The following is a 21,241-nucleotide window of genomic DNA, read 5'->3' as shown; positions in this document are numbered from 1 at the left end:
CCCGGCTACCTGTGGACGGGTCAGCCCTTCTCCGCGCCGCTGGTCAGCCCCTCGGTGAGCAGCCGTTCGCTGGCGAAGAAGAGGATCACGATGGGCAGGGTGAGGACTACCGATCCGGCCATCAGCACCGTCTTGGGCACCTCCACCCCGTCGGCGAGCAGGGACAGCCCCAGGGACACCGTCCACCTGTCGGGTTTGTCGACAAGGAACAGCAGGGCGAAGAGGAACTCGTTCCAGGCGATCATGAAGTCGTACAGCGCGACCGCCATGATCGACGGCATGGCCAGGGGCAGACTGACCCGGCGGATGATGCCGAGCCGACCGGCCCCGTCGATGGCTGCGGACTCCTCCAGACTGACCGGGATGGTCTCGAAGTAGTTCTTCAGCATGTAGACCGAGACCGGCAGGGTCTGCGAGATGTAGACCAGGACCAGCCCGAACAGCGAACCGCGCAGACCGGCCCGGGTGAAGACCACGAACAGCGGGATCGCGATGACTATCGACGGGAACAGGTAGACCGCCAGGAACAGGAAGTCCACCTGCCGCCGGCCGAAGAACCGCAGCCGGGCCACCGCGTACGCGCCGGGGATCGCCACCACGAGGGTGAGCACCGTCGCCGCGACGGCCACCAGGCCGCTGTTGCGGATGAAGGTGAGGAACCCCTGGCCGCCGTCGGCGGTGGCCTTGAGCACCTCGGCGTACGTGGCGACGGTCAGCTCACCGAAGCCGACCACCAGCGCCCCGGGGTCGAGCAGCAGCCGCTCGATGGGGCGTACCGACAGGACCAGCATGTAGTAGAAGGGAAAGACGGTGACCACCAGGAACACGGCGATCACCAGGCGGCGCAGCCAGCGCAGGCTCACCGTCTCGACGGTGTCGCGGTCCATCAGCCCACCCTCCGTCCGAAGAAGCGCAGGTAGATCAGCACGAACACGATGAGGACGACGGCCAGGACGACCGCCTGCGCGGCGGCGGCGCCGATGTCGGTCCGCGCGGTGAGAAAGTCGTACACCCGGACGCTCACCACCTCGGTGCCGGCCGAACCGCCGGTGAGCAGGTAGACGTCGTCGAACTTGTTGAACGTCATGATGAAGCGCAGCACCCCCAGCAGGGCGATCACCGGGAGCAGCTGCGGCAGCAGGATGTGCCGGAACCGCTGGGTGGGTGTGGCGCCGTCGACCCGGGCGGCCTCCTCCAGCTCACCGGGCACCGCTTGGAGCCGGGCCAGCAGGAACAGGAACGCGAAAGGGAAGTACCGCCACGCCTCGAAGGCGATCACGGTGGCCAGGGCTGTCGACTCCTGCGTGAGGAACGGCACCGGGGCGTCCCAGCCGAGCAGCCGTTGACCCCAGTGGTTGACGATGCCGAGCTGCGGGTCGAGCATCACCTGCCAGACGAAGGTGACAGCGACCACCGGCGCCACGTACGGCAGCAGCATGGACGCCCGGACCAGTGTGCGGCCCCGGAACGGCCGGCGGACGACCAGGGCGGCGACGAGGCCGAGCGCGATCGACCCGACGGTGCCGCCGATGCTGTAGATCAGCGTGACCCACAACGTGTCGGCGAAGCCGGGGGTGTGCAGCACCCGGTCGATGTTGTCCATGGTGAACTCGCCGAACAGGCCGGTCTTGCGCAGTGTGGCGAGCCGGACCCGCTGGAAGGCGAGCACCACTGTCCACACGATCGGGATGCCGATGACCGCGATGGTGACGAGCAGGGTGGGTGCGACGAGCGCGAGCCCGGCACGGGATTCGCGGCGGCGCAGGGTCAGTGGTCGGCGCCGTGGGGGCTCCGGCCGCTCCCGGGTGGGGGAGCGGCCGGGGCCGGGCGCGGTGGTGGTCAATTGACGCCCGACTTGATGGCGTCGACGTCCTTCTTGGCCCGTCCGGCGGTGGCCGCCGGATCGGACTTGCCGGCGATGAGGTCGCCCAGCACCTTGGGCACCGGCAGTTCTCCGAGCATGGCGCCGACCAGCTTGCCCTGGCCCTGGGTGAGCCCCCACCGCCCGAAGGTGTCCGGGCTGCGGCGCAGGGTGGCCAGCACCTCGTCGCCGTACACGTCGGCGAGGGGCTTCTTGGCGTCCACGCCGGCCTGGCTGGTGTTCCAGGCGGTCAGGTACGCCTCCGGCTCGGCCGGGGTGCCCTTGCGCACCGGGAAGCGGCCTTCGGGGGACATGCCGAACCAGCGCGGGTAGCCGTCGCTGAGCATGTACTCCACGAAGGACTTCGCGGGGTCGGTCACCGCGCCGTCCAGCACGGCCCACGAGCTGATCTCGCCGTACTGGGCCGGTTCGGTGCCGTTCGGCCCCTTGATGGCGGTGACGAACCCGCTGTTCTTCGCCAGGAACGTCGGGTCGGCCTGGCACTGCGGGCAGGTCGGCTTGGCGTCGCTGCGCAGCCCGGCCAGTTCGTCGAGGATGAACGGCGACCAGATCACCATTGCCGCCTTGCCGGCGAAGTAGGTGGCCCGGGTGGTGTCCACGTCCTGCGCGCCCTTGGTCGAGCTGGTGCGGATCAGGTCGCCGTAGAAGCGGAACGCCTCGACGCACTGCTGTGAGTCCAGGGTGACCTTGCCGGAGTCGTCGGTGAGCTGACAGCCGTTGGCAAGCGCCAGGTGCTCGAAGGTCTGCTGGGTGAACACGTCGCTGGGGGCGGTGGCCGCGGTGATCCCGGCCACGCCGCCGGTGTTCAGTTTCGCCGCGGCGTCGGTGATCCGTTCGTACGTGTCGGGGGTGGGGAGGCCGGCGGCGGCGAACAGGTCCTTTCGGTAGACGAGCAGTTGCCCCCACCCGTCGCTGGGTACGGCGAGCTGCTTGCCGTCGTCGGCGGTCAGCTCCAGGGCCCGGGGGGAGAACGTCTGCCGGCCCAGCTTGTCGACGACCTCCGCGTTCGCCGAGGCGTGCAGCAGCTCGTTGCCGGCGAGCGTACGGATGCCGGCCAGGGAGACCGAGCCGACGACGTCGGGCAGATCCCCGGCGGCGGCGTTGGCGGCGATCAGAGAGGGGAACTGGTCCTCGTTGACAGTCACGAGGTCGACCTGGATCCCGGTCTTCGCGGTGAAGTCCGCGATGATCGCCTTGGTGGCGGTGACGCGGTCGGCGACGTCCTCCAGACTCCAAACGGTGATCTTTTTGCTGTTGCTGTCGGATCCGTCATCTCCGCAGGCCAGCAGGGTGGACGCGGTCAGTGCCATGATCAGGGTGGTGGCGAGTATCCGCCTCGGAGGTGCTGACATCGGTGGCACTCCTCTCGAAGGGTACATACGGGATTCAACACCTTCGATAGATCAATGACAAGACATATAGCGATTTTTGCTATCCTGGAGCCCAGTGCTACCGGGATGTGACACATGGGCAACTGGGTGGTCTCTCTCGCCGGGCCTCGACGGATCAGCCTCGAGCCCTGCCCCCCGGATCCGCTCGGCCCCGGCCAGGTCCGTGTCCGCACCTGCTACTCGGGCATCTCCGCCGGCACCGAGCTGACCCTCTACCGGGGCAGCAACCCCCGACTCAGCAAGGACTGGGACGACGCCGCCCGGATGTTCGTCCCCCGACAGACGCCGGTGCCCTACCCGCTCGTCGGCTTCGGCTACGAGGAGGTCGGCGAGGTCGTCGAGGTGTCGCCGGAGGTCACCGACCGGCACCCGGGGCAGCTCGTGTGGGGCATCTGGGGGCACCGGGCCGAGGCGGTGCTCGCCGCCGACGCGGTCCGTCCGCTCCCCGCCGGGCTGGACCCGCTCGCCGGCGTCTTCGCCCGGCCCGGCGCCATCGCGCTGACCGCCGTGCTCGCCGCTGACCTGCACCTTGGCGACTGGGTGGGTGTGTTCGGACAGGGCGTCATCGGTCTGCTCGCCACCCGACTCGCCGTGCTCTCCGGCGCCCGGGTGGTCGCCGTCGACCGGGTGCCCGACCGGCTGGAGCACGCTGCCCGCTACGGCGCGCGGAGCATCGTGGACGCCGGCGTCGAGTCGGCCGCCGCCGTGCTGCGCGGGGCCACCGGCGGTCGGGGCGCGGACGTCTGCCTGGAGCTGTCCGGGGCGTACCCGGCCCTGCACGAGGCCATCCGCTCGACCGCCCACGCCGGCCGGGTCGTGGCCGCCGGCTTCTACCAGGGCCAGGCCGACGCGCTCGGCCTCGGCGAGGAGTTCCACCACAACCGCATCCAGTTGGTGGCCGCCCAGGTCTCCGGCCCCACCCCCGCGCCTAGCATGGCCGGCCGGTGGACCGGGGACCGGGTGGCGCAGACCTTCATGGACCTGGTGGCTGAGCGCAGCGTCGACCCGTTGCCGCTGGTCAGCCACATCGTCGACGCCAGCGCGGTCGCCGACGCCCTCGCGCTGCTCGACCGCGGCGCCGGTGACGTCCTCCAAGTGGTGTTGAGGTTCTAGATGACCACCATCGCGCTGGCCTGCCAGGAACAACTCCTGCCGGGCACCAACCTGATCCAGAAGTACGCCCTCGCGTCAGCCCTCGGCTACCAGGGCATCGAACTGCGCGGACGCGGCGACCTCGCGTTCGCCCGCCGGCTGCCGGAGCTGCGCCGGGCCCGCGCCGCCGGGGTGGTGATGCCCACCGTCTGCGTCGAGATGGACCACTTCATCGGCGACTTCGACAGGGCCCGGTCCGCCGACGCCGTGCGCAACCTGCGCTCGCAACTGTCGGTGATCGCCGAGCTGGGCGGCGTCGGGGTGATGACCCCGGCCGCCTGGGGGATGTTCTCCCGGCGGCTGCCGCCGTTCGAGCCGCCCCGCCCGCCGGCCGGCGACCGGCAGGTCCTCCTCGACGCGCTCGGCGAGCTGGGCGAGCACGCCCGGGCCGAGGGGGTCACCCTCTTCCTGGAACCCCTCAACAGGTACGAGGACCACATGGTCAACCGGCTCGACGAGGCGGTCGCCCTGTGCGCGGCGCTCGCGCTGCCCTCGGTGCGGGTGGTCGCCGACACCTTCCACATGAACATCGAGGAGGACGACGTGCACCGGGCGCTGCGGGCCGCCGCGCCGTACCTCGGGCACGTGCAGGTAAGCGACTCCAACAGGTACCAGCCCGGTGCCGGGCACCTGGACTGGCCGGCGCTGATGCGGACCCTGCTGGAGCTGGACTACCGGGGCTGGCTGGCCCTGGAGTGCCGGTTGCGCGGTGACCCGGTCCGCGCCCTGCAACAGGCCGCCACGGTGCTGCGGCACGCGCTGCCCCGGCGGGCCGCCGCATGAGCGCCGAGGTCGGGCCGGCACGCGTCGGCGGGACCGCCGTGGCCCGTACCGGTGGTCCCGCCGACCTGGCCGGGCTGCGGCGGCTCGCCATCGACACGCTCGACTCCAACTGGGAACACGACCACACCGTGCCGTCGCGCACCCTCTACCCGCACCAGTGGAGCTGGGACTCCGCGTTCATCGCGATCGGCCTGGCCCAGATCCGCCCCGAGCGGGCCTGGACGGAGCTGGACAGCCTGTTCCGGGCGCAGTGGGCCGACGGGCGGGTGCCGCACATCGTGTTCAACCCGGCGCTTCGCGTCGGCTCGTACTTCCCGGGGCCGGAGCTGTGGGGCTCGGCGACCGCCGAGGGGGCGCCTGCCGTGCACACCTCCGGTCTGGTCCAGCCGCCGGTGCACGCGCTCGCCGCGTTGCTGGCGTACCGGCGGGCACCCGGGCAGGCCAGCCTGGCCGCGTTGCGCCGGCTCTACCCGGCGCTCGTCGCCCAGCAGCGCTACCTGGCCGGACGGCGGGACGTGGCGGGCGACGGACTGGTCTGCGTCGTGCACCCGTGGGAGTCCGGACTGGACAACAGCCCGGCCTGGGACGAGCCGATGGCGGCGGTGCCGGCCGAGGCGGCGGTCATGCGCGCGTACCGTCGGCACGACACCGCGCACGCCGACGCCGCGCACCGCCCCACGGACCTGGACTACGCGCGGTACCTGGCGATCGTCGCCGCCTACCGGGAGCACGGCTACACCGACCGGGGCCTCGCCGAGCGCCACCCGTTCCTGGTGGAGTGCCCGCTGTTCAACGCGGCGTACGGCGGGGCCGAACACGCCCTCGCCGAGATCGCCGTGCTGACCGGCGCCGACCCCGGGCCGCACCGGGTCCACGCGGCCCGGATCACCGAGGCGCTGGTCCGCCGGCTGTACGACCCGGGCACCGGCACGTTCCAACCCCGCGACCTGCGCACCGACCGGCTGCTCGGCGCGCGGACCGTGCTGGGGCTGACGCCGCTGATCCTGCCCGACCTGCCGGCGCGGCACGTCGACGCGCTCGTCGTCGAGGCGACCTCGGCGCGCTTCGGGATCGCTAGGCGGATGGACCGGCCGCTGCCCAGCCACGACCGCACCGCGCCGGACTTCGAGCCGCTTCGCTACTGGCGTGGGCCGAGCTGGCTGAACGTCGGCTGGCTGGTACGTCGAGGGCTCGCCGCGCACGGGCATCCGGACCTGGCGGCCGGGTTGCGCCAATCCATGATCGGCCTCGTCGCCGGCGCCGGATGCCACGAGTACTTCCACCCCGACACGGGCGTCGGGCTGGGCTCACCGGCGTTCGGGTGGACCGCCGCGCTGCTGCTCGACCTGCTGGCCGACGAGCCGGCGCGCTGAGCGGCCCCGCCGCCCGTGATAGCGTGCCCGCCCCAACGCTCGGGGGAGGGGACGGCATGGCCGAGGTCGACAAGGTGGCCTGGATTCTCGTACGGGACGGGCTGGTGCTCAGCACCCGCTCCCGGGGCAAGGACGTGTGGTACCTGCCGGGCGGCAAGCGCGAGCCGGGGGAGACCGACCTGGAGACCCTGCGCCGGGAGATCGACGAGGAGTTGAGCGTCGCCGTGGACGTACGCGACGCCGTGCACCTGGGCACGTTCACCTCCCAGGCGCACGGGCACGCGGCCGGCACCACCGTCCGGATGACCTGTTACCGGGCCGGGTACGAGGGACGCCTGCGGCCGGCCGCCGAGATCGCCGAGATGGCCTGGCTGGGGTACGCCGACAGGCACCGCACCTCCCCGGTCGACCAGGTCATCTTCGCGCACCTGCGGACGGCGGGTCTGCTGCGCTGAGCGCCGTTTGCCGAGCGTGCGCCCGGGTAAGCGCGGGACCCGTGGCGGACAGGAGGGCGGCGTGCGGTTTCCCCGCTTCATCGACGCGGTGTCCCGGCGCTCCGGGCTGCCGACCGAGCAGGCTGCCGTGGTGGCGCGTGCCGTTCTCCAGACGATGGCCGAACGGGTCACCGGCGGCGGGAACCACGACCCCGCCGGTCAGCTCCCTGACGAACTCCATCCGTACCTGCGCGGCCCGGACCGCGCGCCGGCCGCGTCGGCCGTCGCCGCCGGGCCTGCGGAGTTCCTGCGACGGGTCGCCGATCGGGCGGGTGTCGACGAGGCGACCGCCCGGGCCGGCACGGGGGCGGTGTTCGCGACGCTGCGCGAGGCCGTCACGGTGCGCGAGTTCCGGCAGATGGTGGACGCCGTGGCCCGTGATCAGGAAGGCGGCGTGACCCCCGCCGTTCCGCCGTCCGTCGGGGAGTGACCCCACGCAGGACCGCCCGTGCGGTCATCGGGCCGATGCCCACCCGGTGAATCGTTCGCGCAGGCCGGCCGACGATGCGGACACTCCGAGGTCGACTGCCGCTTCCACGCCCACCGCCGCCAGGTGGACCAGCAGAGCCGCCCGGTCGTTCCGGTACTCGGCGAGCAGGCGCAGCTTCGCCGGCGAGCACGGCCAGGCGATTCCGCACGCCCGGCAACGCCAGGTGGGCCGCGCGGGCAGGTGGTCCGGGCGGCGGCTCACACCGCCACCCGTCGGGGTACGGCGGGGCGGCGGCGCGGCGGCGCGGGCGGACCGGGCAACCGGTGCGCGCCGGCGGGCATCAGGTACAACTCCCGGCGGGCCACCGCGTCCCCGTCGCGCCCAACTCGTAGCACTCGATCCAGACCCAACCGTGGTACGTGTGCCGCTCGGCCAGTACCCTGATCACGCGCACCGTGATCGGCCTGACGAACTGCGGGCTCGCGTCCCGGGTCAGGCGCAGCACGTCGCCGGACCGGATCGTCCCCGCCTGCGCCTGCGCCTGCGCGTCCCGTCCCGCCGCTCCCGGGGCTGGCCTCCTGCGTGCGTCTGACATGGATTCCCCTCGCGTGCGGTGTTGGAAGGGGGCCCGGCCTCGGTGCTCGCCGTCGGGTCGACCGGCCCCCGCTACGAACGCGCTCGGCGGGCTTCGTACGCCTCCACCGCTCGCGCCGTCTCACCGACTACCCTTCCGAGGGTTGTCGAACAATCACACAGCGTTAGATGATTTCTTCGGAACGCTCCATTTGCTCCCGAAGGGACGCGGGCATGAACCATGCATTCGTCGCGGCACTCGCCGAAGCCTCCGAGACGGCCGAGAGCCTCGCCTGTCGCATGGGGATCCACCCGAAGACGGTGGCCCGCTGGGCAAACCCGGGACGTGTCCCGCAGACCCGACATCGTGCCGAGGTGGCGAAGATCCTCCGCAAGGACGTGGTCGACCTGTGGCCGGACATCGTCAACCGCAGGGAGCCGGTCTGGTTCCGGCCGCGGGTCGACATCGAACGCGAGGCGGTCGCCCTGCGCGCGTTCCAACTCGCCTGGGTGCCGGGCCTGCTCCAGACCGAGGCCTACGCCCGCGCCACGCTCGCCTGGGAAGCGCTGACAGCGACAGAGGTAGACGAGTTGGTGTCCGCTCGCATGGATCGGCAGGCGATCCTCAGCGGTGAACGTGGGCCGCTTTTCGTGGCGGTGCTGGATGAGGGAATCATCCGTCGCGGTATCGCCGGAGGGCGCTCTCTCATGGCGGATCAGCTCGCTCACCTCATCACCTGTGCCGATCTGCCGAGCGTGCAACTCCACATCGTGCCCAGCGAGGCGATCGCCTACCCGGGACTGAACGGGCCGTTCACCCTCGCAGAGCTGCCAGACGGCACCCGCGTGGGTCATGTGGACAGTCAGGCGCAGGCTCAAATAGTCGACCAGACGTCGGAAATTGCTACCCTCGAGCGACGATGGGAACGCATCCGGGGCGAGGCCCTTCCCCGAGGGCGGTCCCTGGACCTCCTGAGAGAAGCGGCAGCATCATGGACGTGACCGGCGCGCGGTGGCGCAAGAGCACCAAGAGCGGAAGCAACGGCGGTGACTGCGTCGAGGTTGCCGACAATTTGCCCGGCGTCGTCCTGGTCCGTGACACGAAGAACCGCGACGGCGGCACCCTGGCGTTCGCCCCGGCCTCCTGGCGGGCGTTCGTCACCGCGACCGCCGCGCGGTCGTAAGCAGGTCTGGCCCAGCAGCAGCCCCGGTGATCGACTCCGTATCGCTGATGTGGCGGTATCCGGGCCACTCGGATACCGCCACATCGGCGATGTTGAGCTGATCACGCAAGAGCGCGGCGGTCAGGCGTCGGCGTCGGGTAGTTCGTCGGGCTCGGCGATCCAGGCGGAGAAGACAGGCACGCCGTGCCACGGGCCGGTGGTCCCGTCGGACCGTCTGTCGGTGGCGACGGCGACCACCGCGTACGGGTGGCCGAAGCGTAGTTCGGCGGTGCGGCGGACGCCCTCCGGCGGCAGGCTCGTCAGCCCGAACATGCCGGTGACGGCAGCCGCCTCGAAGCCGTACCGCCCGAACGTCGCCATCGCCACCTGCCGCGCCTCGAAGTTCCGCACCGGCAGGGCCAGTGCCTTCGCCAGCGTCGCCGACGCGGCGGCGAAGCCGAGCGCCGGCCCGGCCAGGTCGTGCTCGCTGCGCGCCGACCAGCAGGGCAGCACCGCCGTGTGCCGTTCCTCGCGGCCGTCGCGCGCACGGGTCCGTACCCTCTCCTCACGGATCGTCCACAGGGGAGTATCGCCGAGCGGCAGGTCGAACAGTGCGCGGTGACCGGCCGGTGCCGCGCCGTCGGCCGCGCCCGCGCTGATCCGGTACGCGGCGGCCAGCACATCGGCCGGCGGCACCTGCGGCGCGGCGGCCACCGACAGGACGACGAGGCCGGCGCCGTCGTCCACCTGGGCCGACGCGGCGTGCGTGATCACGTCACCGGCCTCCGGGGTCGTGGCGATCGCGCACCGGTGGCCATGCTCGGGGGTGCGCAGCGCGCGGCGCAGCTGGCGTGCCCAGAGGCTGTCCGCGCCGAGCGCGCGGGCGTCGGCGACGTCGAACGGCTCGGCCCAGGAGATGCGGGTGGCCAGGGCGCTGGCGAGGGCCAGCACCACGTCCGGCCCGACGTTCAGCGGGAACCGCTCGATCAGGCCGAGCGTGTGCTCGCGCGCCCAGGCGTCCAACCCGGCCTGGTCGGGCAGCACGCCCACCTCGGTCGTCGCGGGCAGGGCGGCCCGCCAGTCGGCCGGCCCGCCGTCGCCCTCGCCGGGCCGGTGCCAGAGCGCGGTGGCGGACGCGACAAGCGGGTGCGGCGCGTCCAGCAGCGCGCGGGCGATCGTGGCGGCGGTGTCCAGGTCGGTGCCCAGGGCTTCGGTCAGCGGCCCCTCGGCCCGGTCGGGTGCGGTCGCGGCGGCCAGCGCGAGCAACAGCCAGGCTCCGAGCGGCGAGGCGACGTGGTGCCGGTCGCCGATCGTGGTGTGCAGCCGCCCGGCGTACGCGGCCAGCGGCCCGTGCAGGTGGGTCGTCATGCCCCCACTCTGCCCGCCGGCCCGCCTCACGACCACAGCTCGAAGGGTTCGTCGATCTCCTCTCCGGCCAGGAAACCGGTGATCAGCCGGGGGAGTTGACCCGGGTAGAAGCGGTCCCGGCTGGCCACCACCTCCGGCAGCGGCCACCAGCGGAAGCCGAAGTAGTCCTCCAGCTCGTAGTCGAGCCGGTGCGCCTCGTCCACATCCGGACCGGGGCCGGTCAGCCGTACGGTGACGACAACCTCGTCCTGGACGTGCCGCACCTGCCGGTGCAGAAAGCTGGCCCGCCGCCGCCAGGTCGGCTCGCCGATCTGGTCGGCGGCAACGACGAGACCGGTCTCCTCGCGCAGCTCCCGCACGGCCGTGTCGCGGTACGTCTCCCCGGCGTCCATGCCGCCGCCGGGCAGCTCCCACCAGGTGCCCAGCCGGGGATGGTCCGGATCCCGGGTGTGGAACAGCAGCACCCGGTCGCCCTCGTCCAGGACCACCACCCGCACGGCACGCCGTTCGAGGATCGGCAGGTCGTCGGGCAGCTCGCTCATCGGGCCAGTCTGCCGCAGCACCGCCCGCGCCGGTGCGCCGCCGGGGCCGGTAGGCTGCCCGCCGTGGCTGGACTGTTGAGGAACGTGGCGGCGCGCATCTCCCGGGTCGGCGCGGCGATCCCGTCGCCCCGCCGTACCGGGCCGGGTCCGGCGCAGGTGGCCCGCCGTCGCCAGGTCAGCGCCCTGCAGCGGCGGGAGCTGACCTACGCCCCGGAGCGGGACGGCCAGGCCGACCCCGGCGAGATCGTCTGGACCTGGGTGCCGTACGAGGACGACCCCCGGCAGGGCAAGGACCGGCCGGTGCTCGTGGTCGGTCGGCACAGTCGGACGCTGTTCGGGTTGATGCTGTCCAGTCAGAGCGAACGGGACGGGCAGCGGCACTGGTTGGCGCTCGGCCCGGGCGAGTGGGACCGGGACAACAGGCCGAGCTGGGTACGGCTCGACCGGGTGCTCACCATGCGTGAGGACAGCATCCGCCGCGAGGGCGCGATCCTGGACCGGCCCCGGTTCGAGCGGGTCGGGCAGGCACTGCGTGCCGGCTACGGCTGGCGCTGACCTCCGTCAGGCCGGTTCGCGGCTCGGGCCGACCGCTGCGCCGCGCGCGTCCGGCGGCGGGTACGGCTGGTCGGCGAGCAGCCGTGCGAGGTGCGCGCTGTTCAGCGCGAGAGCCTTCGTCGTACGGCCTGTGGTGTCGTCCTTTGGCCCGGCGTCACGGTAGTCCACCTTGTGCAGTGCCTCGCCGACCCAGTACGTCGCGCCGGCGGCGGGGCAGGTGAAGCCCACCTCGTTGAGCGCCTGCTGCACCTGGCCGATGGTGTGGTGCGCGCCGTCCTCGTTGCCCACGACGGCGACGCCTCCCACCTTGCCGTAGGTCAGGAGCCGGCCCTCGGCATCGGTCTCGGAGAGTTCGGCGTCGAGGCGTTCGAGGACCATCTTGCAGACGCTCGACGGCTGACCGAGCCAGATCGGCGTGGCGATGACGAGGATCTGCGCGGCCAGCAGTTTGGCGCGGATCGTGGGCCAGCCGTCGCCGTGCCCCTCGTCGGTGGACACCCCGAAACGCACATCGTGGTCGACGACCCGGACCAGGTCGCCGTCCACGCCCTGCGTGGCAAGCTCGGTCAGGACCTCCCGGCCGAGCTGCTCGGCGCTCGACGGCGCCGGCGACGGCTTGAGGGTGCAGTTGAGTACGAGGGCGCGGATGCTCGCCACGTCTGTTCCTCTCGGCCGTCGGGCGCTCTCACCGTGACCCCATACCCGGGCGCCGGACCGAATCACGCGGGCCGAATCACCCGGACAGGTGAAAGCGGCACAACCCGAGCCGATCCGGTCAGGGTCGCCGCCGCCCCGCTGCCCTAGCGGTAATTCGGTGGGGCCGGCCGTCCATCCGGTGGCAGGGTGTCGGCGTGTCCTCCGAGGTGGCCGAATGGGTCCGTACCGACTTCGGCCTCGACATGACCACGATGGACGCGGTCACCCACGGCGCCGACCGGTACGCCCAGCTGTGGCGGGCGCGGGCCGTCGACGGAACCCGGTACGCCGTGAAGCTCAGCGGGGGCGGCACCTCGGCGGGGCTGGCGGTGTCCGCGTACCTCGCCGGGCAGGGCGTGCCGGGCGTAGCCGCGCCGCTGCGTACCCGGGACGGGCGGCTGTGGGCCGACCGCGACGGCCGCCGCCTCACAGTGGTGCCGTGGGTCTCCGACACCCGGGCGCTCGACGCTCCGATGACCGTGGCGCACTGGCGCTCCTACGGCGAGGTGCTGGCGGCGGTGCACGCCGTGCCGGTCACCGACGAGCTGGTGCGGCTGCTGCCGCGCGGCGGGTCCGCGTACCCCCGGATCGTGGCCGCGACCCGGGCGGTGGCCCGACGGCTGCGCGACCCGGCACCGGATCCGGTGGCCACCGACCTGGCGGCGGTCTGGTCGGCGGCGGCCGACCGGGTGTCCCTGCTGACCCGCGCCGTCGAACGCCTCGCCGTCGACCAGCCCCCGGGGACGCCCGTGGTCTGCCACGGCGATCCGCACCTGGGCAACCTGCTGCTCGGCCCGGACGGTCAGGTCTGGCTGATCGACTGGGACGACGCGGTGCTCGCGCCACCCGAGTGCGACCTGATGTTCGTCACCGGTGGGGTGCTCGCCTTCGCGCCGGTCACCGCCGAGCAGCGGGAGGCGGTGCTCGGCGGCTACGGCGGGACCGAACCGGACCCGAAGCGGCTCGCCTGGTTCCTCGCGGTCCGCGCGCTCGACGACCTCAGCGACTGGACCCGCCAGGCACTGGATCCGGGCGCCGACGAGGCCGAGCGGGCCTTCGCCCGCCGGATCGTCCGGGGACTGGTGTCGGCGAACGGCCTGGTCACCCTCGCCGAGGCGGCGCTGCGTGACCTCGCCCGGCGGTGACCGCGCCGGTGTGGCAGCTCAGTGCTCGGCCAGCGGGACGCTGTCGACGAGCTGCCGGGGTGAACGGGCGCCGCCGAGGCTCTTCGCCTGGTACATGGCCGCGTCGGCGCGACTGAGGGCGTCGGTGAGCTGAGCCGGGCCGGTCACCGGCGCGAGCCCCACCGAGGCGGTCACCCGTACGCTGCACCCGGCCAGCCGGATCGGCGCGGCGACGGTCTCGCTGAGCCGTCGCGTGGCGTGGTCGATCCACCGCCTGTCGATGGTGGGGCTGGCGAGCAGCCCGGCGAACTCGTCCCCGCCCAGGCGGGCGACCAGGTTGTCGCCGGCGAACCCGGCCAACCGCTCGGCCACGCTGATCAACACCTGGTCGCCGGCCGCGTGGCCGTACCTGTCGTTGATCTGCTTGAAGTCGTCCAGGTCGAGCACGACGGCGATCAGCGGCTCCCCGGCCGCGTCGGTGAGCAGGGCGGCGGCGAGCCGGTAGAAGGCGCGGCGGTTGGGCAGGCCGGTGAGCGGGTCGTGGCTTGCCGCGTGCCGCTCGGCGGCCAACTCGGCCTGTAGGTGGCCGATCTCGGCCTCGGCGCGCACCGCCCTGCGGCGCAACTGCCAGGAGGAGAGCAGCGCACCCGCCGCGCAGATGCCGGAGGCGACACTCATCGGATCCGGCAGGAGCCCTCCCATCAGCGCGACCGCCTCCAGTCTCCGGCCGACGCGGCGCACACCGTGCCGGGCCCGTTTCCCCCGGGTGGTTGCCCAGCCCAGGGTTACTCAACGTGAACGGATGCGCACCATTCACGTGCGTTATCATGCTCGCCGTCCGGTGCAGATGCAATAGCAGATGCACGTGCAGAATTGTCCGACGTCGTTACCGCACCCCCTCGCCGTCACCGCTCCTCCCACGGGCACCGGCGGGCTCGTGAGCAGAAAGACTTCCTCATGCAGCAGCCACCCAATGGTGTGCCGATCCATCAGTTGCCCCCGTTGACCTGGCAGAAGAGCCGCCGCAGCAACCCCAGCGGCAACTGTGTCGAACTCGCCGAACTGCCCGGGGGAGCCGGCATCGCGGTCCGCAACTCCCGACATCCGGACGGGCCGGCGCTGATCTACACAGTGGACGAGATCGCCGCGTTCGTGCTCGGCGCGCGGGACGGCGACTTCGACCATCTGATCAACTGACTGCCCCTGCCGGGCCGACCGAATCACCGGTCCGGAGGAGTTCACCTCACTGTCGGTCCATGGCATGCTTACACGTCGGTCGGGCCGGGTTCCCGTCCGCGAGGTCGGTATCCGGAGGTCCGCACGTGACGATGGTTCCCGCCGAGGGAGGCCCGACAACCGGGCCCACCGTGCTGCGCATGCTGCTCGGCGCCCAACTGCGCCGTCTGCGGGAGTCCAGCGGGGTGACCCGGGAAGGCGCCGGCTGGGAGATCAGGTCCTCCGAATCCAAGATCAGTCGGATGGAGCTGGGCCGCGTCGGCTTCAAGGAACGCGACGTGGCCGACCTGCTCACCCTCTATGGCGTCACCGACGAGGGTGAGCGCGAGGCGCTGCTCAAGCTCGCGCGGGACGCCAACAGCCCGGGCTGGTGGCACCGCTACGGCGACGTGCTGCCCAGCTGGTTCCAGTCGTATCTGGGCCTGGAGGCGGCGGCCGCGCTGATCCGCAGCTACGAGGTGCAGTTCGTCCCCGGGCTGTTGCAGACCCGGGAGTACGCTCGCGCGGTCGTCCTGCTCGGGCACGGCTCCGCCGGCTCCGCCGAGATCGACAGGCGGGTGTCGCTGCGGATGCAGCGCCAGCAGTTGCTGCAGCGGGACAAGCCGCCGCAGCTCTGGGCTGTGGTGGACGAGGCGGCGCTGCGGCGGCCGATCGGCGGCGCCGAGGTGATGCGCGGCCAGCTCACCGCACTCATCGAGGCGACCAAGTCACCGCACATCCGCCTCCAGGTCATCCCGTTCGCCGCCGGGGGGCACGCCGCGGCCGGCGGCGCCTTCACCATCCTGCGCTTCGGTGACCAGGAGCTGCCCGACATCGTCTACATCGAACAGTTGACGAGCGCGATCTACCTCGACAAGCGCGACGACCTGGAGTATTACGCCGTCGCGATGGAGCGGCTCTGCGTCGAGGCCGAGCCGCCGGAGCGTACGCCGGAGATCCTCGGGCGGCTGCTGGAGGAGCACTACCAGGCGTGATGCCCGCCCGCGGCAACTGAGCGTTCGCGGGCCTTTCGTATTGACCGTCGCCGACTCGTCGGGCTAGTCTCTGTATCGATACAGTCTGGATCGATACAGAGGGGTGCCGGTGAAGCCAACACTGCAAGCCGTGGCGGACGCCGTCGGCGTCTCCCGCAGCACCGTGTCCAACGCGTACAGCCGCCCCGACCAGCTCTCCGCCGCCCTGCGCGAGCGCATCCTGGACGCCGCCCGCCAGCTCGGCTACCCCGGCCCCAACCCCACCGCGCGATCGCTGCGGCGTGGCTTCGTCGGCTCCATCGGGGTGCTGTTCACCTCCCAACTCTCGTACGCCTTCACCGACCCGTTCGCGGTCCGCTTCCTCGCCGGTGTGGGGGAGGCGACCGAAAGACACGGCACCAGCATGCTGCTCGTGCCGCTGCCCCAGGCCCAGACCGACGCCCGACGGGCGGTGGAGAACGCCGCGGTCGACGGCTTCTGCGTCTACTGCGTGGCCGACGAGGAATGGGCCCTGGACGTCATCCGGGCGCGCGGGCTGCCGTACGTCAGCACCGCCCCCCGCGACGACGCCGGCGCGGACGAGCGGTTCGTCGGCATCGACGAACGGGCCGCGGCGTACAGCGCCGCCGCGCACGTGGCAGGTCTCGGCCACCGCCGGGTGGCCCTGCTCGCCGACGGGGTGCTGCCCGACGCGCCGGCCGGGCCGCTCACCCTGTCCGGGGCGCACGAGGTGCGGCACCCGACGACCCGGGGCCGGCTCACCGGCTTCGCCGACGCGTTCGCCGAGGTCGGCGTCGACTGGGCCGACCTGACCCTGCTCAACGCCCCGGGCAACAGCCGCCAGGCCGCGGCCGCCGCCGTCGCCGGACTGTTCGACGGACCGGCACCACCGACCGCCGTGCTGGCCGGCTCCGACGTGCTCGCCCTCGGCGTGCTGGACGTTCTGGCCCAGCGGCCCGGCGGCCCCCACCCGCCGGTGTCGGTGACCGGCTTCGACGACGTCCCCGAAGCCGCGGCGGCCGGCCTCACCACCGTCCGGCAACCGGCGAAGGAGAAGGGCCGCATCGCCGCCGAACTGCTGCTCGACCCGCCCGCGGACGCCGCGGCCGGCCATGTCCTGCTACCCACCGCACTCGTCGTCCGGGCCTCCACCGGACCTGTCCCGAGGAGTTGATCATGGAATACCCGACCGGATACGTCACCGCTCTCGACGCCATGAGCCGCCACGTCAACTCGGCCCGCCCGGACGCCCCCGTCCAGGTCGAGCGCGTCCGCCGGCCGCTGCTCGCCCCGAGCAGGCAGGCGACAGCCGTCGCCCTGCGCCGGCTCGCCGACCGGATCCAGCCCCGACCGGTGCCCCGCTGCTCCTGACCACCGCCCATTTGGGCATGAGCGGGACGAAGGGTGCCGGCTCGGGCACGCAGGGTGGTCGAGTGGGAACTCGCCAGGCAGACTGGTGAAGCCATGTCGCCCTTCATGCCCACCCTCCGTCTCCACGACCGCTACGTACTGCACGAGCGGATCGGTCTCGGTGGCATGTCCGAGGTGTGGCGGGCCGACGACGAGGTGCTCGGCCGACCGGTCGCCATCAAGGTGCTCGCCGGGCAACTCGCCGCCGACCCGCAACTGCGGGCCACCATCCAACGCGAGGCCCGCGCCGCGGCCCGGCTGACCCACCCGCACGTCACCCAGGTGTACGACTACGCCGAAGCGACACTCGCCGGCGGCGTCGTCGTCCCGTACCTGGTCATGGAGCTGGTCGAGGGGCACAACCTGGCCGACCGGCTGCGTACCGGCCCGCTGCCCTGGCCCGAGGCGGTCCGGGTGGCCGGGCAGATCGCCGCCGCCCTGGCCGCCGCGCACCGCATCGGGGTGGTGCACCGGGACGTCAAGCCGGGCAACGTCATGCTCACCGACACCGGCGCCAAGGTGCTCGACTTCGGCATCGCCGCGCTCGGCGGGCTCGACAGCCAGTCCGGCGAGCCGCTGATGGGCACACCCGCGTACTTCGCCCCGGAACGCCTCACCGCCGGCCCACCCGACCCGGCAAGCGACGTGTACGCCCTCGGCGCGCTGCTCTACCGCACCCTCACCGGGCAGGCGCCGCTGCCCGTGCAGAGCTGGGAGGACGCCCTCGACGTGCACCGGCGGGGCACGCCGGTGCCGCCGCTGCGGGTGGCCGGTCTGCCCTCCGACATCGCCGAGCTGACAGTCGCCTGCCTCGCCGCCGACCCGGCCCGCCGCCCGTCCGCCGCGCACCTGGCCCGCCGGTTCGGAGCCGGTCAGCCGGTCGAGCCTCCTACCGAGCTGCTGCGCCTCCTGCCCAGCGCCCACCCGCCCACGCTGATCGACCGCTCGGCGGCCCGCCCCCAGCCCGTACCGGTAGAGGCCCCACCGCGCCGGCGTTCTCGCAGGCGCGCCGCCGTGCTGGTCGCGGCCGGCCTTGCGGCGCTGGTCGGCGGGGGCGCTCTGCTCGCCCAGAACCTGGACACTCCCGAACGTCCCGCCCAGGTCGCCGGCCCGCCGCCGAGCAACACCCCGTCGCCCCGACCCAGCACCCAGTCGCCGACGCCGGCGCCGCCGTCCGCGTCCCCCGCCCCCAGCAGCGCCGCGCCCTCGACGGTCGGTCAGCAGGTGCCGGTCAGCCTGCGCCAGGTCACAAACGAGTTCACCGCGACGCTCGCCGAGGCGCAGGCCCGCGGCGAGATCGACCGCCGGACGGCCGAGGACCTGCGCGACGACCTCGCCGATGCCAACCGTCGGTCCCGGGACCGCGCCAAGCGCGTCGCGGACCTGCGCGAACGCATCGCCGAGCTGGTCGACAGGGGCAGACTCTCCGCGCGGACGGCCGCCGACCTCGACAGACTGCTCGGTCAGGCGAGCACCTTCTCCACCGACCGTACGGACGACTGATCCATCCGCCTGTCTCACTGGCATGATGGGCCGATGCGGACACGGTTGATCTTCGTGCGTCATGGTGAGTCGGTCCACCAGGTCGACGGGACCGTTGGCGGACCGCACGGATGTCGCGGGCTGACCGCGCTCGGCCACGACCAGGCACACCGGCTCGCCCGACGACTCGCCGAGGACCACGCCGTCGACCGACCGGTGGCGGTCTACTCGTCGGTGCTGCGCCGGACCGTCGAGACCGCGCAACCGATCGCCGCGGCGTTCGGCCTACGTGCCGTGGCCGACTGCGGTCTGTGCACCTGGCACACGCCCCCGTACGCCGACGGCCTGCCGCTCACCCGTTTCCGGAGCGAGCACGCCGCGGTGGGCGGGGGGCTGTTCCGGCCGTTCGAGACCGGCAACGAGAGCTGGGCCGAACTGGTCGTCCGGATCAGCCGGGCGATCATGGAGATCGCGCAGCGGCACCGGGGCTCCACAGTGGTCCTCGTCGGCCACACCGCGACCGTCGAGGTCGCCTTCCACGCGCTCGCCGCCCAGCCGCTGCACCGGGGGTTCGACCTGGTCATCGCGCCGGCCTCGATCACCGAATGGACCACCGACCACGACACCAGCGCCTGGCCACCGGCCCGCTGGGCCCTGCACCGCTTCGGTGACACCGGCGGGTGGGCCACAGGCCGATCCAGCATCGGCGGGCCGGCCTAGAGGCTGACCCAGTACCGGCGGGCCGGGCCCAGCTCGGTGTCCCGGACGTCCTCCAGGACGCCGCGGTGACGCTCGATCGTCCGCGCCGACGCCACATTGTCCGCCGCGCAGACGATCAGCACCCGGTCCAGGCCGAGCGTCCGCGCCTCGCCGAGCATCCGGCCCAGCGCCCAGGTCGCCAGCCCTCGCCGTCGCGCGGACGGCCGGATGCCGTACCCGATGTGACCGGCGACGTGCAGCTCGTGCCGCAGCGCGATCCCGCCGAGCACGCGGTCGTCCTCGACGATCCACCGGTGCGTGCACGGCGCCTGACCGGCGTCCAGCGGCGTCGCCGGATCCGCCTGGCCGGTCAGCCGGCGTACCCAGGCCGCGAATCCGTCAGGTGAGCGCACCTCGTCGGACGGCCGCAACCCGAAACCGTCCTCGTGGACGCCGGGACCCCACTCGTCGTGTGCGTCGAGCCAGGCGCCGTGCAGACCGACGGTGGGCACGACCAGCTCGGGCATAGTCGACCCGTCAGTCGTTCAGGATCTGCTCGCGCAGGATCTCCGCGTGCCCACAGTGCTGAGCCAGCTCGCGCAGCACGTGCAGATAGACCCAGCGCAGCGGCAACGGGCCACGGCGGTTGCCCCGGAGCAGGTCGTCCAGCCCGAGCGACGCCGTGGCGCGGCGGGACGCCTCGCACGCCTCGCGATGTGCCCGCTGGATCGTGGCGATCGTGTCGGCGTCGTCCAGGACGAACGACTCGTCGGGCGTAGCCGGGATGCCGATCTCAGCTCGCGAGCGACAGGTGACAGCCTCGTCGAACCAGACCTTCTCGACGAACGTCGCGTGCTTCACCAGACCCAGCAGCGTGGTCCGCGACGGCACCAACGACCGGCGGGCCTGCTCCTCGGTCAACCCGTCCAGGTAACCGTCGAGCGCCGTGCGGTGCTCGTCGATGAACGCCTCGAACTGCGCCTGCGCCGGCTGGCCGACGACATCCTCGGCGAACGTGGGCGGGAAAACGGTCATGAGGGAAGCATTCCAAGCCGGCCGGTCGAGAGCAACCACGGCACGCTCACCCGAGCGTGACACGGTCGCCGTCGGCCACCCGACCGGCGCGGACCACCCTGGCGTACGCGCCGACGCACGGCTGCGGGCCCATCCCGGGCAGCGGCTCGACCCGGTTGAGTCGGGCGGGCGCCCGCAGCGCCTCGGCCTCGCGGGGCAGCGGCCCGTGCGCGAGCGTCGGCACCGCGCAGCGCGGCGTCGGAGCGAGCACGGCGAGCGCCAGGTCGGGGCCGACACGCAGCTCCCGGCCCACCCAGTCGTTCTCGGCGAAGGCCTCCGTCTCCATGTCGAGCACCAGGTTGGGCCGGTAACGGTCGACAGTGCCGGCCCCGGACGGCAGGCTCCCGGCGATCCGGTCCAGCGTCGCTGTGGTGACCAGGTGGATGGGGGCGAAGTCGAAGAAGGTGCCGGGCGCCACCGCCCCGAGGCGGCTCTCGTCGGCCGGGACCTCGTCGGTCAGGCCGGCGGCGAGCACCGCGTCCGGGTGGGACCGCAGCAGGGTGGCACCCTCCGGCAGGGTGTCGACAAGGATCACCTCGTGGCCCGCCGCGGCGCTGAGCGCCTCGTCGACGGCGGGGTCCGCGGCCGACAGGTGTCGCCCGTCGGGCAGGGTGATCCGGACCGGGTCGGGCGCCCCGCCGGTGGCCCGCAGGGTGAGCAGGTCACGCCAGCGGTGCGGTTGCTTGGCGCTGGCGACCCGTCCGCTGGCCCGGTCCAGCAGGGCCAGCGCACGATCACCCACGACGCCGGCCACACCGACCTCGGCGGCCGGGATCCGTTCGCCGAGCAACGACTTCACCGGGTATCGCCGCAGCTGCGCCAGCCGTCCTGAGATCATCC

General features: G+C 72.7%; 27 protein-coding genes. 15 read left to right on the top strand and 12 right to left on the bottom strand.

The features are described from left to right. Nucleotides 1-20: 20 nt before the first annotated feature. Genes ACFY1S_RS23030 through ACFY1S_RS23020 form a run of 3 tightly spaced genes read right to left on the bottom strand, consistent with a single transcriptional unit; the run spans nt 21 to nt 3,234 of the window. Entirely contained in the window at nt 21-887 is an 867-nt protein-coding gene (locus ACFY1S_RS23030) for a carbohydrate ABC transporter permease (protein ID WP_387121543.1), read from the bottom strand. After that, on the bottom strand, nt 887-1,843 hold the full coding sequence (locus ACFY1S_RS23025; protein WP_387121540.1) for a carbohydrate ABC transporter permease: 957 nt from the start codon (nt 1,841-1,843) through the stop codon (nt 887-889). Before ACFY1S_RS23025 ends, ACFY1S_RS23030 begins: the two co-directional genes overlap by 1 nt. Then, the gene (locus ACFY1S_RS23020; protein ID WP_387121537.1) at nt 1,840-3,234 is read right to left on the bottom strand and encodes an ABC transporter substrate-binding protein; all 1,395 of its coding nucleotides are present in this window, start codon (nt 3,232-3,234) and stop codon (nt 1,840-1,842) included. The genes ACFY1S_RS23025 and ACFY1S_RS23020 overlap by 4 nt, the downstream gene beginning before the upstream one ends. A gap of 114 nt (nt 3,235-3,348) precedes the next feature. On the opposite strand from ACFY1S_RS23020, the gene ACFY1S_RS23015 reads away from it, so the two are divergent. From ACFY1S_RS23015 to ACFY1S_RS22995, 5 genes are all read left to right on the top strand, one after another. After that, the gene (locus ACFY1S_RS23015) at nt 3,349-4,386 is read left to right on the top strand and encodes a zinc-binding alcohol dehydrogenase (RefSeq protein ID WP_364376511.1); all 1,038 of its coding nucleotides are present in this window, start codon (nt 3,349-3,351) and stop codon (nt 4,384-4,386) included. After that, nucleotides 4,387-5,208 (top strand): TIM barrel protein, encoded by an 822-nt coding sequence (locus ACFY1S_RS23010; RefSeq protein WP_387121532.1) that lies wholly within the window; start codon nt 4,387-4,389, stop codon nt 5,206-5,208. Next, a complete protein-coding gene (locus tag ACFY1S_RS23005) occupies nt 5,205-6,581 on the top strand; it encodes a hypothetical protein (protein WP_387121529.1) in 1,377 nt (458 codons plus the stop codon). The genes ACFY1S_RS23010 and ACFY1S_RS23005 overlap by 4 nt, the downstream gene beginning before the upstream one ends. 56 nt (nt 6,582-6,637) lie before the next feature. Next, nucleotides 6,638-7,036: an NUDIX domain-containing protein gene (locus tag ACFY1S_RS23000; protein WP_387121526.1), complete on the top strand. Its 399-nt coding sequence runs from the start codon at nt 6,638-6,640 to the stop codon at nt 7,034-7,036. Between the two features lie 61 nt (nt 7,037-7,097). Beyond that, entirely contained in the window at nt 7,098-7,505 is a 408-nt protein-coding gene (locus ACFY1S_RS22995) for a DUF2267 domain-containing protein (protein ID WP_387121523.1), read from the top strand. Between the two features lie 24 nt (nt 7,506-7,529). On the opposite strand, the gene ACFY1S_RS22990 is transcribed toward ACFY1S_RS22995, so the two are convergent. Both ACFY1S_RS22990 and ACFY1S_RS22985 read right to left on the bottom strand, forming a co-directional pair. After that, nucleotides 7,530-7,766, bottom strand: a complete 237-nt coding sequence (locus ACFY1S_RS22990; protein ID WP_387121520.1) for a flavin reductase — start codon at nt 7,764-7,766, stop codon at nt 7,530-7,532. Between the two features lie 79 nt (nt 7,767-7,845). Beyond that, nucleotides 7,846-8,100, bottom strand: coding sequence for a hypothetical protein (locus tag ACFY1S_RS22985; protein ID WP_387121517.1), 255 nt, complete (start codon nt 8,098-8,100; stop codon nt 7,846-7,848). Between the two features lie 212 nt (nt 8,101-8,312). Here ACFY1S_RS22985 and ACFY1S_RS22980 point away from each other — a divergent pair, with 212 nt between their 5' ends. Together ACFY1S_RS22980 and ACFY1S_RS22975 are read left to right on the top strand one after the other, a co-directional pair. Then, nucleotides 8,313-9,080 (top strand): DUF5753 domain-containing protein, encoded by a 768-nt coding sequence (locus ACFY1S_RS22980; RefSeq protein WP_387121514.1) that lies wholly within the window; start codon nt 8,313-8,315, stop codon nt 9,078-9,080. Further along, the gene (locus tag ACFY1S_RS22975; RefSeq protein ID WP_387121511.1) at nt 9,071-9,262 is read left to right on the top strand and encodes a DUF397 domain-containing protein; all 192 of its coding nucleotides are present in this window, start codon (nt 9,071-9,073) and stop codon (nt 9,260-9,262) included. Before ACFY1S_RS22980 ends, ACFY1S_RS22975 begins: the two co-directional genes overlap by 10 nt. Before the next feature lie 120 nt (nt 9,263-9,382). Here the strand turns inward: ACFY1S_RS22975 and ACFY1S_RS22970 are convergent, their stop codons facing one another. Continuing rightward, nucleotides 9,383-10,609 carry a hypothetical protein gene (locus ACFY1S_RS22970; RefSeq protein ID WP_387121508.1) on the bottom strand — a complete coding sequence of 409 codons (1,227 nt, stop codon included), beginning with the start codon at nt 10,607-10,609 and terminating at the stop codon, nt 9,383-9,385. 26 nt (nt 10,610-10,635) lie between these two features. Beyond that, nucleotides 10,636-11,151, bottom strand: a complete 516-nt coding sequence (locus ACFY1S_RS22965) for an NUDIX hydrolase (protein ID WP_387121505.1) — start codon at nt 11,149-11,151, stop codon at nt 10,636-10,638. Nucleotides 11,152-11,214: 63 nt separating this feature from the next. On the opposite strand from ACFY1S_RS22965, the gene ACFY1S_RS22960 reads away from it, so the two are divergent. Further along, entirely contained in the window at nt 11,215-11,706 is a 492-nt protein-coding gene (locus ACFY1S_RS22960) for a type II toxin-antitoxin system PemK/MazF family toxin (protein ID WP_354818926.1), read from the top strand. 6 nt (nt 11,707-11,712) lie between these two features. Here the strand turns inward: ACFY1S_RS22960 and ACFY1S_RS22955 are convergent, their stop codons facing one another. After that, nucleotides 11,713-12,363: a flavodoxin family protein gene (locus tag ACFY1S_RS22955; protein ID WP_387121502.1), complete on the bottom strand. Its 651-nt coding sequence runs from the start codon at nt 12,361-12,363 to the stop codon at nt 11,713-11,715. A 194-nt stretch (nt 12,364-12,557) separates the two neighbouring features. Between ACFY1S_RS22955 and ACFY1S_RS22950 the strand changes: the two genes are divergently transcribed. Continuing rightward, nucleotides 12,558-13,547: a phosphotransferase gene (locus ACFY1S_RS22950; RefSeq protein ID WP_387121498.1), complete on the top strand. Its 990-nt coding sequence runs from the start codon at nt 12,558-12,560 to the stop codon at nt 13,545-13,547. 18 nt (nt 13,548-13,565) lie between these two features. Here ACFY1S_RS22950 and ACFY1S_RS22945 read toward each other — a convergent pair whose 3' ends face one another. After that, nucleotides 13,566-14,216 carry a GGDEF domain-containing protein gene (locus ACFY1S_RS22945; protein ID WP_139584594.1) on the bottom strand — a complete coding sequence of 217 codons (651 nt, stop codon included), beginning with the start codon at nt 14,214-14,216 and terminating at the stop codon, nt 13,566-13,568. Nucleotides 14,217-14,483: 267 nt separating this feature from the next. On the opposite strand from ACFY1S_RS22945, the gene ACFY1S_RS22940 reads away from it, so the two are divergent. From ACFY1S_RS22940 to ACFY1S_RS22915, 6 genes are all read left to right on the top strand, one after another. Then, nucleotides 14,484-14,723, top strand: coding sequence for a DUF397 domain-containing protein (locus ACFY1S_RS22940; RefSeq protein ID WP_151488475.1), 240 nt, complete (start codon nt 14,484-14,486; stop codon nt 14,721-14,723). Between the two features lie 125 nt (nt 14,724-14,848). Further along, a complete protein-coding gene (locus ACFY1S_RS22935) occupies nt 14,849-15,736 on the top strand; it encodes a helix-turn-helix transcriptional regulator (protein ID WP_364376469.1) in 888 nt (295 codons plus the stop codon). Between the two features lie 130 nt (nt 15,737-15,866). Next, nucleotides 15,867-16,910, top strand: coding sequence for a substrate-binding domain-containing protein (locus ACFY1S_RS22930; RefSeq protein WP_387121494.1), 1,044 nt, complete (start codon nt 15,867-15,869; stop codon nt 16,908-16,910). Between the two features lie 2 nt (nt 16,911-16,912). Continuing rightward, on the top strand, nt 16,913-17,107 hold the full coding sequence (locus tag ACFY1S_RS22925) for a hypothetical protein (protein ID WP_364376463.1): 195 nt from the start codon (nt 16,913-16,915) through the stop codon (nt 17,105-17,107). Nucleotides 17,108-17,212: 105 nt separating this feature from the next. Then, nucleotides 17,213-18,649 (top strand): serine/threonine-protein kinase, encoded by a 1,437-nt coding sequence (locus ACFY1S_RS22920; RefSeq protein ID WP_387121490.1) that lies wholly within the window; start codon nt 17,213-17,215, stop codon nt 18,647-18,649. A 33-nt stretch (nt 18,650-18,682) separates the two neighbouring features. Further along, nucleotides 18,683-19,348 (top strand): histidine phosphatase family protein, encoded by a 666-nt coding sequence (locus ACFY1S_RS22915; RefSeq protein ID WP_387121487.1) that lies wholly within the window; start codon nt 18,683-18,685, stop codon nt 19,346-19,348. On the opposite strand, the gene ACFY1S_RS22910 is transcribed toward ACFY1S_RS22915, so the two are convergent. The 3 genes from ACFY1S_RS22910 to ACFY1S_RS22900 are packed head-to-tail and all read right to left on the bottom strand — an operon-like array spanning nt 19,345 to nt 21,239. Beyond that, complete coding sequence (locus tag ACFY1S_RS22910; RefSeq protein ID WP_387121484.1) at nt 19,345-19,854, bottom strand: GNAT family N-acetyltransferase; 510 nt, start codon at nt 19,852-19,854, stop codon at nt 19,345-19,347. The genes ACFY1S_RS22915 and ACFY1S_RS22910 overlap by 4 nt on opposite strands. Before the next feature lie 10 nt (nt 19,855-19,864). Beyond that, nucleotides 19,865-20,362, bottom strand: coding sequence for a DinB family protein (locus tag ACFY1S_RS22905; protein ID WP_387121481.1), 498 nt, complete (start codon nt 20,360-20,362; stop codon nt 19,865-19,867). Nucleotides 20,363-20,408: 46 nt separating this feature from the next. After that, nucleotides 20,409-21,239 carry an MOSC domain-containing protein gene (locus ACFY1S_RS22900; protein WP_387121478.1) on the bottom strand — a complete coding sequence of 277 codons (831 nt, stop codon included), beginning with the start codon at nt 21,237-21,239 and terminating at the stop codon, nt 20,409-20,411. Nucleotides 21,240-21,241: the final 2 nt, after the last annotated feature.

The sequence above is a fragment of the Micromonospora sp. NPDC000663 genome (assembly GCF_042898105.1).
In the GTDB taxonomy this organism is placed as follows: domain Bacteria; phylum Actinomycetota; class Actinomycetes; order Mycobacteriales; family Micromonosporaceae; genus Micromonospora.
The sequence above is the reverse complement of the archived record's forward strand: the minus strand, read 5'-3'. Positions and strand labels throughout refer to the sequence as shown.